General features: G+C 59.8%; 14 protein-coding genes. 9 read left to right on the forward strand and 5 right to left on the reverse strand.

The window, feature by feature from the left end:
• The first annotated feature begins 32 nt into the window (after positions 1 to 32).
• On the forward strand, positions 33 to 734 hold the full coding sequence (locus I9185_RS07680; RefSeq protein WP_171634230.1) for an SDR family oxidoreductase: 702 nt from the start codon (positions 33 to 35) through the stop codon (positions 732 to 734).
• 2 nt (positions 735 to 736) lie between these two features.
• Here the strand turns inward: I9185_RS07680 and I9185_RS07685 are convergent, their stop codons facing one another.
• The 3 genes from I9185_RS07685 to I9185_RS07695 form a co-directional block, all read right to left on the reverse strand.
• A complete protein-coding gene (locus I9185_RS07685) occupies positions 737 to 2,008 on the reverse strand; it encodes an FAD-binding oxidoreductase (protein WP_210092707.1) in 1,272 nt (423 codons plus the stop codon).
• A 190-nt stretch (positions 2,009 to 2,198) separates the two neighbouring features.
• Positions 2,199 to 3,356, reverse strand: a complete 1,158-nt coding sequence (locus tag I9185_RS07690; protein WP_210092708.1) for an acyl-CoA dehydrogenase family protein — start codon at positions 3,354 to 3,356, stop codon at positions 2,199 to 2,201.
• 142 nt (positions 3,357 to 3,498) lie between these two features.
• A complete protein-coding gene (locus I9185_RS07695) occupies positions 3,499 to 4,062 on the reverse strand; it encodes a TetR family transcriptional regulator (RefSeq protein WP_171634241.1) in 564 nt (187 codons plus the stop codon).
• A 292-nt stretch (positions 4,063 to 4,354) separates the two neighbouring features.
• Here I9185_RS07695 and I9185_RS07700 point away from each other — a divergent pair, with 292 nt between their 5' ends.
• On the forward strand, positions 4,355 to 4,819 hold the full coding sequence (locus tag I9185_RS07700) for a nuclear transport factor 2 family protein (protein ID WP_210092709.1): 465 nt from the start codon (positions 4,355 to 4,357) through the stop codon (positions 4,817 to 4,819).
• Between the two features lie 12 nt (positions 4,820 to 4,831).
• On the forward strand, positions 4,832 to 5,452 hold the full coding sequence (locus I9185_RS07705; RefSeq protein WP_171634247.1) for a pyridoxamine 5'-phosphate oxidase family protein: 621 nt from the start codon (positions 4,832 to 4,834) through the stop codon (positions 5,450 to 5,452).
• A gap of 390 nt (positions 5,453 to 5,842) precedes the next feature.
• Here the strand turns inward: I9185_RS07705 and I9185_RS07710 are convergent, their stop codons facing one another.
• Positions 5,843 to 6,538 carry a THxN family PEP-CTERM protein gene (locus I9185_RS07710; RefSeq protein WP_210092710.1) on the reverse strand — a complete coding sequence of 232 codons (696 nt, stop codon included), beginning with the start codon at positions 6,536 to 6,538 and terminating at the stop codon, positions 5,843 to 5,845.
• Between the two features lie 256 nt (positions 6,539 to 6,794).
• Positions 6,795 to 7,454, reverse strand: coding sequence for a TetR/AcrR family transcriptional regulator (locus tag I9185_RS07715; RefSeq protein WP_171722789.1), 660 nt, complete (start codon positions 7,452 to 7,454; stop codon positions 6,795 to 6,797).
• Positions 7,455 to 7,519: 65 nt separating this feature from the next.
• On the opposite strand from I9185_RS07715, the gene I9185_RS07720 reads away from it, so the two are divergent.
• From I9185_RS07720 to cueR, 6 genes are all read left to right on the forward strand, one after another.
• Entirely contained in the window at positions 7,520 to 8,836 is a 1,317-nt protein-coding gene (locus I9185_RS07720; protein WP_210092711.1) for an NAD(P)-binding domain-containing protein, read from the forward strand.
• Positions 8,833 to 9,735 carry a bile acid:sodium symporter family protein gene (locus I9185_RS07725; protein ID WP_171722787.1) on the forward strand — a complete coding sequence of 301 codons (903 nt, stop codon included), beginning with the start codon at positions 8,833 to 8,835 and terminating at the stop codon, positions 9,733 to 9,735. The genes I9185_RS07720 and I9185_RS07725 overlap by 4 nt, the downstream gene beginning before the upstream one ends.
• Positions 9,732 to 10,664 (forward strand): SDR family oxidoreductase, encoded by a 933-nt coding sequence (locus I9185_RS07730; protein ID WP_209832323.1) that lies wholly within the window; start codon positions 9,732 to 9,734, stop codon positions 10,662 to 10,664. The genes I9185_RS07725 and I9185_RS07730 overlap by 4 nt, the downstream gene beginning before the upstream one ends.
• Positions 10,661 to 11,425: an SDR family NAD(P)-dependent oxidoreductase gene (locus I9185_RS07735; protein WP_171634261.1), complete on the forward strand. Its 765-nt coding sequence runs from the start codon at positions 10,661 to 10,663 to the stop codon at positions 11,423 to 11,425. Before I9185_RS07730 ends, I9185_RS07735 begins: the two co-directional genes overlap by 4 nt.
• Positions 11,426 to 11,505: 80 nt before the next feature.
• A complete protein-coding gene (locus I9185_RS07740) occupies positions 11,506 to 13,974 on the forward strand; it encodes a heavy metal translocating P-type ATPase (protein ID WP_210092712.1) in 2,469 nt (822 codons plus the stop codon).
• A complete protein-coding gene (gene cueR / locus I9185_RS07745; RefSeq protein WP_209832319.1) occupies positions 13,971 to 14,360 on the forward strand; it encodes a Cu(I)-responsive transcriptional regulator in 390 nt (129 codons plus the stop codon). The genes I9185_RS07740 and cueR overlap by 4 nt, the downstream gene beginning before the upstream one ends.
• Positions 14,361 to 14,371 lie beyond the last annotated feature (11 nt).

Raw genomic sequence — 14,371 nt, forward strand, 5'->3', positions numbered from 1 at the left:
ATCTTGGGATCAACTGAAAACGGAGATGTCAGATGGAAAAGGTAGCACTTATCACAGCGGGCGGCAGTGGCATGGGGGCGGATTCCGCCCGGAGGCTGGCGGCGGACGGTTTCAAGGTCGGCATTCTGTCCTCCTCGGGCAAAGGGGAAGCTTTGGCAAAAGAGCTGGGCGGTGTCGGTATTACCGGCTCGAACCAGTCCACCGAGGATTTGCAGAAACTTGTCGATGCCGCCATGGCCCATTGGGGGCGTGTTGACGTTCTGGTCAATTCTGCCGGTCACGGCCCCCGTGCCCCGATCCTTGAATTGACGGATGAGGATTGGCACACCGGCATGGATGTCTATTTCCTGAACGCGGTGCGCCCAACCCGGCTTGTGACCCCGATCATGCAGGCGCAGGGAGGAGGCTCGATCATCAACATCTCGACCTTTGCCGCCTTCGAGCCGGATCCGGTTTTCCCGACGTCGGGCGTGTTCCGCGCCGGGTTGGCCGCCTTCACCAAGCTGTACTCGGACAAATATGCCGCCGAGAATATCCGCATGAACAACATTCTTCCGGGCTTCATTGACAGCCTGCCCGAGAAAGAAGAATTCCGCAGCCGCATTCCGATGGGTCGTTATGGGCGCAGCTACGACGAGATCGCCTCGGTCGTCGCTCTGCTCGCCTCGGAAGGCGGCGGTTACATCACCGGACAGAATATCCGGGTGGACGGCGGTATCACCCGGTCTGTCTGAACTTAGAACCGCGCCTTTACAAGATGCGTCAGCGCCGCGCCGGATTCAAAAAATGCGCGGCGCACGCGCGTCCAGTTTTCGCGGTGTTCCGACACGGCGGGAACCGGCAGAAGCGAGAGATCATCGGCCAGAAGGCTTTCGGCCATCATGCGGCCGAACACCGTGCCCGGGCCGATGCCGCGACCGGAATACCCGTGTGCGGCCAAAGCGTTGGGGCCGATCTGCGTGATCTTTGGAATATGATCCGATGTCATTGCGATCCGCCCGTGCCACCCGTGTTCCAACGACTGGTTGGCCAATTGCGGATAGAGCTCGGCCAGCTTGCGCCGGACCCAACCGGAATGTGCAACCCGGCCGGCGTGTCCCAGATCCCCCATGCCGCCAATGATCATCCGCCCCGCCTGATCCAGCCGGAATGACGTCATGATCAGCCCGGTATCCCAGCACCCATCTTTCCGTGGCAGGATACTGGCGCGCAAATTGTCCGTCAGCGGGGCCGTGGCGTACTGGAAATAATAGACCGGCACATAGGCAGGCGCGGTATCCGGCAGCGCAAGATGATAGGCATTCGTCGCCTGAATGACCGATCTTGCCCGAACCGTCCCGCCCGGTGTCACCAGAACCCAGTGCCCGCCCTCATATGTCATGGTCTGCACGGGGCTTTGCGTATGTATCCGCGCCCCGGCCTGTGACGCCGCGCGTGCCAAACCCACCGCATAGGCCAAAGGTTGAATGGTTCCTGCCCGTGGATCGAACAAGGCACCGTGAAAGGCCTGGCTGCCGGTGCGTTCACCGGCCTGGTCCGCCGACAACAGCACAACCGGCGCTCCGGCTTCGCTCAACTGCGCATGACGCGTATGCAGGTCCTTCAAACCCGACGCGGAATGAGCGCAATGCAGGGTTCCGCTGCGCACGGGCTCACACGCAATGCCATATTCATCGATCAAGGCAAACACATCCGCCGGCGCCTTGGCCAGCAAGTCGATCAAACGGTTCCCCGGTTCAATACCGATATGCGCCCGGATGTCATCCGGCGGCAGCCACAGCCCCGCATTGACCAGACCGACATTGCGCCCCGAACCGCCAAACCCGATCTCCTGCGCCTCGAGCAGGCAGACCGACGCGCCGGCGCGGGCAGCGGTCAAAGCCGCTGAACAGCCGGTGTAGCCACCTCCGATGACAGCCAGATCAACCGCTGCGTCAGCGGTCAGGGGCGGTGCGGGGACTGTCTCGGTGCAGGTGGTCTGCCAAAGTGATTGTTCGGGATCGTTCACGTCGGGCCTCTGAGTCTTGTCGGCGGATCATCATACCGACACCCCCCCTTTGCAAGCGGCCTTTTGACCCGTGCTGCGACAACGAAACAGGCCCGGCAGGCCCGGGCTTTGCCCGGGCCTGCCGGGCCCAACCGGAGGAGTCATTCCGTCAGGAATGAAGACGACGGGCGGGAGGGCCCGCGTGGTGGGCTCAGACGTCGAGCGATCGCGCGATCAGCTCTTTCATGACCTCATTGGTGCCGCCATAGATCATCTGCACCCTGGCATCCGCGTAAAGACGTGCAATCGGGTATTCCATCATGAACCCGTAGCCGCCGAACAGTTGCAGGCATTCATGCATGATCTCGTTCTGCACCTCGGACCCCCAGTATTTGGCCATCGAAGCAGTTGCCGCGTCCAACTCGCCTGCTTCCAGTTTCCCGATACAATCATTGATGAAACTGCGCAGAACCTCGGCCTTGGTCTTGCATTCCGCCAGTTTGAACCGGGTATTCTGAAAATCCATCACCCGCTGCCCGAAGGCTTTGCGTTCCTGCACGTATTTCACGGTTTCGCCGATGGCGAAATCGATCGCGCCCAGCGCCATGATCGCGATATTCAGCCGTTCCCACGGCAGCTGTTTCATAAGCTGATAGAATCCCTGCCCTTCCTCGGGGCCCAGCAGGTTTGTCATCGGCACTTTGACATCTTCGAAAAACAGTTCGGCAGTGTCATTGCCCTTCATGCCCAGTTTCTTGAGGTTCCGCCCCCGGCGAAAACCTTCACACCCGTCAGTTTCCACCACGATCAACGAAACGCCGCGTGCGCCAGCGGTTTTGTCGGTCTTGGCGGCCACGATGATCAGATCCGCAGTCTGTCCGTTCGTGATGAAGATTTTGGACCCGTTCAACCGGTAGGAGTTGCCGTCCTTCTCGGCAGTCGTCCGCACCGCCTGCACGTCCGAACCGGTACTGGGTTCGGTCATTGCCAGCGCGCCGACCAATTCACCCGACGCCAGTTTGGGCAACCACTTCTTCTTCTGATCTTCGCTGCCATACGCGGTGAGATAGTGGGTCACGATCGACTGGATGCCGTAGCCCCAACCCGCATCACCCCGCGCGCCCTGTTCGTAGGCCGTGATGGCGTCAAAGCCCATGCCGCCGCCGACGCCGCCATATTCTTCGGGAACCGCACCTGCCATCAGCCCGGTTTCGCCGGCCTTGCGCCAGAAATCGCGATCCACAACGCCGTTTTCAACCCAGGTTTCGATATTAGGCGACAGTTCGTCATCCATGAACCGACCCGCCATATCCGCGAACATGCGGTGTTCATCAGTGACCCATGCCGCAGTCGAAGTGAAAAGTGACATTGAACGCCCTCCAATCGGTCTTTCCGGAAAAGGCTAGCGCCGTGTTCGGTTCACGCCAATCCTTGTGACGCCGCGTCCCTTTGCGGAACAACGCAACGTTCCCTGGCCTACGATGTCAGAGAATACCTATTGGCTGGCGGGGTTAAGTCAGTGCTTTGGCCAAAAGGTGCTTGGCCGCATCCTTCGCGTCTTCCGCCGGATCGCAGTTCTTGAGCAGAACGGCGGAAACGATGGCTCCTTCTTGCAACAACACGATCTGACTCGCGAGCTTCCGAGGATCATGCGCGCCGGCCTGCTGGGCTATGGCTGTGAAGTGTTCCAGCAAAAGCTGTTTGTGTTCGGCGGCCTGTACATGGATCGGGTGATCCTTGTCCTGATACTCGGCCCCGGCCTTGATGAACATGCAGCCCCGGAACCCGTCCTCTTCGAACCACTCTTTCAGGGCATCGAAACTGACGATGATCTGCTCGGCCGGTGTTTCCGCCATCTCGTCGATGCGCTGAAAGAACCAGTCGCGAAAGTTCTCATCCCGCAAGCGCAGCGCGGCGACGATCAGGTCTTCCTTGGTGCGGAAATGCTTGTACATCGACGTCTTGGACACGCCTGTTTCCACGACCAGCTTGTCCATGCCGGTTGCGTGAAACCCGTCGCGGTAAAAGACCTTCAGGGCCTTGCTGACCAACTCATCCCGTTTGTTTGGGCGCATGATTCGGCTCCATGGTGTACCGTTCTGTACATATTACCATGGAGCGTGAAGTACAATGACCCCAGGCCAAAGCGTTGTTTTGAAATAGTTTTACCAGGCGCCTTGTCTCACCATGAAATTTCCACTTGCAAAAGTTTACAGATCGGTACACTTTGCCTGTAAGTTAACCGATCTGTACACCCGAGGATTTGACCGATGAAACGTCGCGCCAGCATTTTTCCACCTCAGTACGTCCCCTTCCTTCTGACCATGGCTCTTCTTGCCGCCTCCCTCACCTGAAAGCCTTTGCGAAATGTCCAGAACTCCCTTGCCTCCCTTCACGTTGGAAACTGCCACTCAAAAAGTGCGCACGGCGGAAAATGCCTGGAACAGCCGCGATCCCAACCGCGTGACGCCCGCCTATACGGATGACAGTCAATGGCGGAATCGGGCTGAATTCCTGTCCGGCCATGCCGACATCCACGCCTTTCTGACCCGCAAATGGCGGAAGGAACTGGATTATCGCCTGATCAAAGAACTGTGGGTCTTTGCCGGAAATCGCATTGCCGTACGCTATGCCTATGAATGGCGCGACGACAGCGGTCAGTGGTTCAGATCCTATGGCAATGAAAACTGGGAGTTCGCCGATGACGGGCGCATGTCACATCGCCATGCCTCGCTCAACGATCTTCCGATAGCCGAAGATGACAGGCTGTTCCATTGGCCCTTGGGCGAACGCCCTCATGACCACCCCGGGTTGTCCGAACTGGGTTTTTGAAAGGATATTCCAATGCCCCGCGCTTTTTCCGAACTGACCTTCACACCCGCAGTCCGCGCCCATCAAGAAAGGATGGGATCGGCCAGAACCTATGCCAAGTTCATTGCAGGTGGCCCGCGGCAAGGCCATCTGATCGGAGACCCCGAGAAAGAGTTCATTCAGGCGCGGGACGGGTTCTATCAATCCACCGTGTCCGAGACCGGCTGGCCCTATGTGCAGTATCGGGGCGGGCCGACAGGGTTTCTGAAGGTGCTTGGCCCTCAGACCATCGGATATGCGGATTTTTCCGGCAATAAACAGTATATCTCGCGCGGGAATCTGGACGGCAATGATCGTATTGCAATGATCCTGATGGATTACGCCAACCGACGCCGTCTCAAGATCCTTGGGCGTGTCGTGTTCACGGAAGGCGAAACAGCGGCCGCCACCCTTTACCCGGAAGAGGCCGAGGCACCGGCCGAACGGGCCGTGGTCATCCGCGTCGAGGCGTTGGACTGGAACTGCCCAAGCCACATCACGCCGCGCTTCACCGAAGCAGAGTTGCGCCCTCATCTGAACAGGCTGGGGCAGCAGTTGGCAGAGTTGCAGGCGGAAAACCAAAGGCTGAAACAGCAATTGGCAAAGTCAGGTTGACGTTTCAGCCCTCACAAAATTTACGGATATCAAAAGAAGGGAGTGTCGCAATGGTTCGCTCGGTCTTTCACCTCTCGGCGGCTTGCCTCGCCGGTACTGCTCTGATCATTCTGATCATCATGTTCGGTTTTTTCGCTTCACCCAGTGCGGTACGAACATCGCCGCCATCGGTATTCAGCAAGATTTTGTTCGAACATTTGCAGCAAGAATGATGACCGCGCGTCACCGCGACAGGTGTCCAACAAGCGCGCTTGTCGATTCCAGCCAAAGCTATCAAGTCGAACCCAGGGGGCGCATGCGCTGTCAGGCTGAAAATCCTGGTCGAAAAAGATCGGCACAGTTCCGGGTCTGCTCTCACCACCAATAATGGTGAGAGCATGTAAAGCCAAATCAGGCCGTGCTGCGCTTTTTCCGACGCCCCATCACAAACAAACCGCTGATGCCGCCAAGAAGCAGCCAGCCAGCAGCGGGCAGCGGCACGGGGGCAATCGTGTATTCCCCATACAGCGTTGCGACGTTTTGCATGTTTTCCGTTGTGCTGAAGCCGTTAGAAATGGTGCTGCCGCCGTCCTGAGAGAAACCGAGGACCGAGAACACATAATTTTGTCCACGGAAATTAAAGCTTTGAGAGCCCAAATTGTTGGTAATGGTCACGATGTCATCACAAGGGGTGGAATCCGCCGGACAGTTCGCTGGGCGATTCAATGTCTCGTTATGCGTCAGGGCAAACGAAGAGGACACCAGAGGGCCACCGCTTATCAATATATCGACAAGAAGGTCGACCGAGCTCAGTGTTGTTCCAGTGATCGGGAAATTCAGATGCGAGAACTGACCCAGAGCAAATGCCGTTCCAGGCAACAGACCTGAAATTGGCGTGCCAGTTGGCGTGAAATCGTAACCACTTGAGCTGCTGCCACTTCCCCACCGAAGAGAAATCGTAGAACCAGAGGTGCTTTCAGTAACGCCGGAACTTGGATTTACGTTTTGCCAAGAGGGCGAGATGCTGGAAATGGTCAGCGCCGACGCACCGCTTGCAGCCATCACACCTGCAACAGCGATCGCAGCTATGTTTCGTATCAAAGTCATGTGCCCACCTTACGTATGAATACTCGTTACAAACCACTCTGGGAAAGAGCAGCACAACAGGATCATATTCCTAGCTCAAACGCCACATTGACGCCACGTTTTCACCTCAATCAAGGCGAATGACGCCCCAAAGAGCGTCGAAAAGGACACAATCATCTAGTACGCGCCAATTGTCCAACTTTTGGAAACAGATACTTCGGATACAAGGCGCCAACTGAACGATTGAACACGCAACCGGGCACCGCGTGATGGTTCATCAATGGTCGGATCGTACCATTGCTTCGATACCGGCGGCGCAAAAGTCCACCAGACGCTCCATGCCTGATACGTCACCGCCCTGCGACAGGGCTTTGACCCGCCATCCGCTGTTAAGATGGGCCAGCATCGCCGAGACCGAATAAACCTGGCCACTTGCCAAAACCGCAGGATCGACATCCGGGTAAAGCGTGGCGATCTCGGTAATGAACAGCTGGGCGGTAGGGTCGAAACATTCCGCTGCGATATCGCGCCACCTGGGGTCAACCGATACGTGGGCCACCAACCGCCCATATGCCATCCATCCGGGCCCACCCGTTTCTGCCAGGTCCACATAGGGTCGGATAAAGCTGTCCAGAATGCTGTGAAGCGTCAGCGGAGCGACGGCCTTGGCCCTGTTCAACGCGTCGATCCGAAGCTGCGCCAGCGCGTCCGCGCGCCGCGCCACGGTTTTGTAAAACAATTCCTCCTTGCCACCACCATGATGGTGCACAAGACCAATCTGAACCCCTGCCAAGGCCGCGATATCCCGGATCGACGCACCCTCGAATCCCCGTTCGGCAAAGACGGTTTCAGCCGCATCCATGATCCGCGCCTTGGTTTCAAGCGATCGCCTGGACGGGGCTCTTTGCCTTGGTTTTTCGATGTTTTTTGGACTCATGAATTTCATCTTGCCTTATTTTGGTCGTTCGTTCAAGTTAAGCGTCACGAACTTCGGGAGGGTTCATGACACAGACGCGCAACGCATTCGCCCTGATCGGGGCGGGGCCGATGGGTTTGGCCGCAGCCAAGGTGCTGAAGGAACAGGGCATCGCCTTTCAGGGGTTCGAATTGCATTCGGATGTGGGCGGTCTGTGGGATATCGATGCCCCCAGATCAACCATGTATGAATCGGCGCATCTGATCTCTTCAAAACGCATGACCGAATTCGAGGATTTCCCGATGGATGAGGCGGTGGCCGAGTACCCCTCGCACCGGGCGATGCGCGACTATTTCCGGTCCTTTGCCGATCGTTTCGGCCTGCGTGAAAGCTACAGGTTCAATGCAGAAGTCACCCGGATCACTCCGCTAGGCAAATCCGGTGATGGTTGGCGTGTTGGCTGGCGGGACGCCCAAGGTGAACATCAGGCCGAATTCGCAGGGGTTCTGATTGCAAACGGCACCTTGTCGGAACCGAATATGCCCAGCTTTTGCGGCACGTTTGACGGCGAGTTGATCCACGCCTCGCAATATCGGTACCCCAGCCAGTTCGACGGCAAGCGTGTGTTGGTCGTGGGCGCGGGCAATTCCGGCTGTGACATTGCGGTTGACGCAATCCATCACGCAGAACGCTGCGATCTGTCGATGCGGCGCGGCTATTACTTCGTGCCGAAATACGTTTTCGGCAAACCGGCCGACACGATGGGCGGCAAGATCCGCCTGCCGATGTGGCTGAAGCGCAAGGTGGACAGCCTCATCCTCAGTTGGTTTGTCGGTGATCCGCAGAAATACGGCTTTCCCAAGCCCGATTATCAGCTTTACGAAAGCCACCCGGTGGTGAATTCGCTTGTCCTGTATCACGCGGGCCATGGCGACCTGCGCATTCGCCCCAATATCAACCGCCTGGAAGGCAAAACCGTGCATTTCAAGGACGGCACGCGCGCAGACTATGACATGATTCTCGCCGCGACCGGATACAAGCTGCACTATCCGTTCATCGACCAGGGCCTGCTGAACTGGCAGGGCGATGCTCCACATCTGTACCTGAACGCGATGCACCCCGAACGGGACGATCTTTTTGTGCTGGGCATGGTCGAGGCCACGGGTCTGGGCTGGCAAGGCAGGCACGAGCAGGCCGAAATGGTGGCGCGCTATATCAAAGGTCTTCAAAAGGGCTGCCCGGTGGCGGCCGATCTGAAATCCAAAAAACAAATAGACTATACGCGCGCCACCGGAGGCATGAGCTATATCGATCTGCCGCGAATGGCTTACTACGTGGACAAGGCCACCTACAGAAAGGCTGTCACCGGATGGATCGAACGGCTGCGGAAAGCCGCCGTATGAGTGGTATCGACGAAATTACGCTGAATTTCAGCCCGGCCTCTCTGACGCTGTTGAATGCGATACTGGCGATCGTGATGTTCTCGATTGCGATCGATCTGACACCAAGGGATTTTGATCGCCTCAGGCGCGCGCCGAAGCCAGTGATCGTCGGGCTGGTATCCCAATTCCTGGTCCTGCCGGCGCTGACTTTTGCGCTTGTGTGGGTGACGGCTCCTCGACCGTCTATTGCGCTTGGGCTGATCCTTGTCGCAGCCTGTCCGGGGGGCAATATCTCGAACTTCATTACGCACCGCGCCGGTGGCAATGCGGCGCTGTCGGTGTCGATGACCGCCTTTGCCACCATCGGCGCGATTTTCATGACGCCCTTCAACATTGCGCTTTGGGGCGGGTTGTATCCGCCGACACGCGCGATCCTGCAACAGACCCAGATTGACCCGGTGCAAATCGCAATCCTTGTCGGGTTGATGTTAATCCTGCCTCTGGTCCTGGGCATCGCTCTGAACCAGCGCCGCCCGGCCCTGACCGCACGGTTGCGTGCGCCGCTGCAATACCTGTCGATGGGTATTTTTTCGGCTTTCATCTTACTTGCCCTGGGCGCGAACTGGGGGTTCTTCCTCAGCTTTGCCGGGGCTGTTGCCGGGCTTGTGATCCTTCACAACGCTCTGGCGCTGGGGGGCGGTTGGGTTGTGGCCACTCTGACCCGGCTGTCCCCTTTCGATCGCCGCGCCATCACCATCGAAACCGGCATTCAGAATTCCGGCCTTGGGCTGGTGCTGATCTTTGCCTTTTTTCACGGGCTGGGCGGCATGGCCGTGGTGGCCGCGTTCTGGGGCATCTGGCACGCGATCTCGGGGATTGCCCTGGCGTCGTTCATGGCCCGAACCGAGGCCGCGCGATGAGCCGTATCCTGATCACGGGCGCCGCCGGTATGGTCGGGCAGGCACTGTTGCCCGAACTCAAGGGGCACGATGTTTTTGCAACGGATATCAAACGCCCCGACAGCATGCCGGAAAACGTCCACTATCTGCCCTTGGATGTGACGACCGACGCGCCCGCGCGCGTGATCTCCAACGTGAAGCCTGATGTCATAGTGCATCTGGCCTCCATCGTGACGCCTGCGCCAAAAATGGAACGGGCGGCGGCATATGCGGTTGATGTCGAGGGCACCCGCAAGGTGGTGAACGCGGCCCTTGCCAACGGAGTGCGAAGATTGGTGGTCACATCCTCGGGTGCAGCCTACGGCTATCACCCGGACAACCCCGTGCCCCTGCGCGAGGATGATCCGTTGCGCGGCAACCCCGAGTTTCCGTATTCCGATCACAAAAGGCAGGTCGAAGAGATGCTGGCCGAGGTTCGCAGTGCCGCCCCCGATCTGGAACAGGTCGTGCTGCGCGTGGGCACGGTTCTGGGGGCCGGGTCCGAAAACCAGATCACCGCCCTGTTTCGCAAACCCCGCCTGCTGGCCGTCGTCGGCAGCGAAAGCCCGTTTGTGTTCATTTGGACGCATGATCTGGCACGCATCCTGAAGCGCGCGGCAACCGACGGGCCGGTTGGCGTTTACAACGTCGCCGGGGACGGCGCGATGGGCGTGACCGATCTGGCGCGTGCGATGGGGAAACCGGTTCTGCGCCTGCCCGCTTGGGCGCTGAAATCGGCTTTGGCCGCTGCACGTCCGCTGGGTCTGTCCCGCTATGGGCCGGAACAGGTGCGATTTCTGCAATATCGACCGGTATTGGACAACACCGCCCTGAAATCCGACTTCGGTTACACTCCGAAAAAAACCAGCGCCCAGGTATTCTCGCTCTGGCAAAAGCAGGCGGGGCTATGAAGACGGCTGTCATATCCGGCGGGGCGGGCGGTTTGGGGCGGGCCCTCAGCCATGCTCTGCAAAGTCGCGGGTGGCGGGTGGTGCTGCTGGATCGCGATGTTTCAGGTCTGGACACCGGGCCGAACCAGTTGCCTGTTGGCTGCGATCTAACGGATCCCGACCAGCTTGCCAGGGCAACTCAAAAGGTGATCGCGACCAGCGACAGTATCGATCTGGTCATCTACAACGCCGGCGTCACGCAAATCAGGGGCTTTGAAAAGTCCGACGCGGCCAGCCACCGAACTCTGTTTGACATCAACTATTTTGCGGCCGTTGAAATGGCCCGCGCCTTCTTGCACCCGGTTCGGGCGTCAAAGGGGACACATCTGGCCATCTCATCGGTGGCCGGGTTTGCACCGCTTTACCATCGGACGGCCTATGCTGCCTCGAAACACGCGCTGGAGGGGTTCTTCAAATCGCTGCGCTCGGAAGAAGCCCCTCATGGCGTTGACGTTCTGATCGCTGCGCCCTCCTTTGTGGCCACCAACCCCGGCAACGCACAAGAGCAGGCGGATGGCACAGCGCGCCCCGGATCGGCGAAGGACGGGATGGACGAAATGAGCCCCGAGGCCGCCGCTGAAACAATCCTGCGCGGGCTGGACAAATCGCAGCCCATGATCCCGGTTGGCCGCGTGGCGCGCCTGTCCTGGTGGCTCAACCGTCTGTCACCGCGCCTCTATCAGCGCATGATGGAACGAAACATGCGCGGCTCGGGGCACTAAAAAAAGCTGCCCCAGGCCCTTGACCTTCCCGTCACTGGAACCCCCATCTGGTGGGTAAGGAAACTTCATGGGCGAGTCGCATGGCGCAAAAATCACTGACAGAGCTGAAAATCACGGGCATGGGATGCGCATCCTGCGTGGGACGCGTTGAAGAGGCGCTGCGTGATGTGCCCGGGGTTGAAACGGCCTCGGTCAACTTTGCAACCAAGTCCGCACAGGTGGCTTTTGACGGGCCGGTTTCGGCGCTGACCAAAGCGTTGGACGCGGCAGGGTATCCGGCCGAGACCAGCCGGGCGGATCTGAGCATTGAAAGTATGAACTGCGCCTCGTGCGTGGCCAAGATCGAGCTCGCGCTGACGGCCAGCCCCGGTGTGATCGAAGCGCAGGTCAATCTGGCGACACAAACTGCCGCGGTGACCTACGCCGCGGGGGCAACATCGCCACAGGCGCTGGCACAGGTGGTCACCGACACCGGTTACCCGGCGCGGCCTCAAGCCGTTTCGGCACCCGAAGATCGCGCAGACACTGAAACAGCAGGGCTGACCCGGGCCACTCTGCTGGCGGCCGCTCTTGCCCTGCCCGTGTTCATTCTTGAGATGGGCGGGCACATGATCCCCGCCTTCCACCATTGGGTACACGCCACCATCGGCACGCAGACCAGCCAGTTGATTCAGTTCGCCCTGACAACGGCCCTGCTGCTGGGGCCCGGTCGCGTGTTTTATCGCAAGGGCATCCCGTCGTTGCTGAGGGGCACGCCGGATATGAACGCGCTGGTCGCACTGGGAACCGGGGCGGCCTATCTGTATTCGGTGGTAGCCACATTCGCCCCCGGCGCGTTACCGATGGGAACTGCCAACGTCTATTACGAGGCGGCGGCTGTGATTGTCGTTCTGATCCTTCTGGGCCGTCTGATGGAGGCGCGCGCCAAGGGCAAAACCGGGGCTGCGATCCGTAAACTGGCGGGCCTTCAGCCCAAAAGCGCGCGGGTCGAAATCGATGGCCGGATAGAAGACCGCCCTATCGCCGAGATTGCGGTGGGCGACATCCTGCACATCCGCCCGGGCGAACGCGTGCCGGTGGATGCCGAAGTGCTCGAGGGCACCTCTTACGTCGATGAAAGCATGATCACGGGCGAGCCGATACCCGTTGGAAAATCAGCCGGCGCGGCTGTTGTCGGCGGCACCGTGAATGGCACCGGCGCCTTGCGGGTTCGGGCGACGCGCGTGGGGGGCGACACGGTGCTGGCCCAGGTCATTCGCATGGTGCAGCAGGCGCAGGGGGCCAAACTGCCGATCCAGGGTCTGGTCGATCGGATCACATATCGCTTTGTCCCGGCGGTCATCCTGGTCGCCGTGATCACCGTCGCAGCCTGGCTGATCTTCGGCCCAAGCCCCGCCCTGCCGCTGGCCCTTGTCGGCGGGGTTTCCGTGATGATCATAGCCTGCCCCTGCGCCATGGGTCTGGCCACTCCGACCTCGATCATGGTCGGCACCGGGCGCGCGGCCGAACTGGGGGTGTTGTTCCGCAAGGGCGATGCCTTGCAGCAGCTTCAGCAGGCACGCGTCATCGCGCTGGACAAGACCGGGACCCTGACACTGGGCCGCCCGGAACTGGACAATGTTCTGACGGCGAACGGGTTTGACAGGGATGAGGTTGTGCGGCTGGCCGCCGCCCTCGAGGCGCGGTCGGAACACCCGATAGCTTCGGCGATCACCCGGGCCGGGCCTGCGACGCTGCCACAGGCGACGGACGTCCTGTCGATTACCGGGCTTGGCATGCAGGGGCTGGTTGAAGGCCGGAACGTGTTGATCGGGTCGCACCGGCTTATGCAGCAACGCGGGATCGACCTTGGAGCCTTGGCCAGCGAAGCAGAGGCCCGCGCCGCCGAAGGGGCAACACCATTGTTCGTCGCATTGGATGGGCAGGCCGCAGCCACGTTGTCTGTGTCCGACCCGGTCAAACCCGGCACCGAAGAGGCGCTGGAGCGGCTCCACCAAATGGGTCTGACCGTGGCCATGGTCACCGGAGACAACGCGCGCACCGCGCAGGCCTTGGCTGATCGGCTGGGGATCGATCACGTCACCGCCGAAGTGCTGCCCGACGGCAAGGTGGATGCGATCACCGCCTTGCGGGACCAGTTCGGAACGCTGGCTTTCGTCGGCGACGGCATAAACGACGCCCCGGCGCTGGCAACGGCTGACATCGGCATCGCCATCGGGACGGGCACCGATGTGGCCATCGAAACGGCTGATGTCGTTCTGATGTCCGGCGATCTGCGCGGGGTTGCAAATGCAACCGAGATCAGCCGTAGAACGATGCGAAACATTCGCCAGAACCTGGGATGGGCATTCGGTTACAATGTCCTGCTGATCCCGGTCGCCGCTGGTGCGCTGTACCCGTTCGGAGGCCATCTGTTGTCTCCGGCGCTGGCCGCCGGCGCGATGGCGCTTTCGAGTGTCTTTGTCGTCTCGAACGCGCTGCGTCTGCGTCGCGTTCAAGCCAGCGTGCCGGAAACCCCGATCCCGCCCGCCAAGGAGGTGCACGCATGAATATCGGAGATGTGTCCTCCCGCACCGGCCTGCCTGCAAAGACGATCCGGTACTATGAAGACATCGACCTGATCAAACCGCTGCGCGACGACAACGGCTATCGCCGATTTCGCGATCAGGATGTGCACAAGCTGAACTTTCTGGGCCGTGCCCGGGCTTTGGGATTCACCATCGGGGATTGCCGGACATTGCTGGCGCTTTACGAGGATGAAACCCGCGCCAGCGCAGATGTGAAACAGGTCGCGCGGGACCATCTGGCGCAGATCGAAGCCAAGATCGCCGACCTGAACGCGATGCGCGAAACGCTGAGCCACCTGATCGACGCCTGCGCAGGGGATGACAGGCCGGATTGCCCGATCCTGCAGGATCTGGGCGGGAAGGGCTGACTTGGGGTTGC

It is taken from the genome of Ruegeria sp. HKCCSP346 (assembly GCF_017872595.1).
Lineage (GTDB): Bacteria > Pseudomonadota > Alphaproteobacteria > Rhodobacterales > Rhodobacteraceae > Ruegeria.

Bases quoted from the DNA above. Each gene is read 5' to 3' on its own strand.
- I9185_RS07720 (WP_210092711.1), top strand. From the start codon at position 7,520: ATGACACAGACGCGCAACGCATTCGCCCTGATCGGGGCGGGGCCGATG.
- I9185_RS07725 (WP_171722787.1), top strand. From the start codon at position 8,833: ATGAGTGGTATCGACGAAATTACGCTGAATTTCAGCCCGGCCTCTCTG.
- I9185_RS07680 (WP_171634230.1), top strand. From the start codon at position 33: ATGGAAAAGGTAGCACTTATCACAGCGGGCGGCAGTGGCATGGGGGCG.
- I9185_RS07710 (WP_210092710.1), bottom strand. From the start codon at position 6,538: ATGACTTTGATACGAAACATAGCTGCGATCGCTGTTGCAGGTGTGATG.
- I9185_RS07715 (WP_171722789.1), bottom strand. From the start codon at position 7,454: ATGAGTCCAAAAAACATCGAAAAACCAAGGCAAAGAGCCCCGTCCAGG.
- cueR (WP_209832319.1), top strand. From the start codon at position 13,971: ATGAATATCGGAGATGTGTCCTCCCGCACCGGCCTGCCTGCAAAGACG.
- I9185_RS07695 (WP_171634241.1), bottom strand. From the start codon at position 4,062: ATGCGCCCAAACAAACGGGATGAGTTGGTCAGCAAGGCCCTGAAGGTC.
- I9185_RS07690 (WP_210092708.1), bottom strand. From the start codon at position 3,356: ATGTCACTTTTCACTTCGACTGCGGCATGGGTCACTGATGAACACCGC.
- I9185_RS07735 (WP_171634261.1), top strand. From the start codon at position 10,661: ATGAAGACGGCTGTCATATCCGGCGGGGCGGGCGGTTTGGGGCGGGCC.
- I9185_RS07730 (WP_209832323.1), top strand. From the start codon at position 9,732: ATGAGCCGTATCCTGATCACGGGCGCCGCCGGTATGGTCGGGCAGGCA.
- I9185_RS07705 (WP_171634247.1), top strand. From the start codon at position 4,832: ATGCCCCGCGCTTTTTCCGAACTGACCTTCACACCCGCAGTCCGCGCC.
- I9185_RS07700 (WP_210092709.1), top strand. From the start codon at position 4,355: ATGTCCAGAACTCCCTTGCCTCCCTTCACGTTGGAAACTGCCACTCAA.
- I9185_RS07740 (WP_210092712.1), top strand. From the start codon at position 11,506: ATGGCGCAAAAATCACTGACAGAGCTGAAAATCACGGGCATGGGATGC.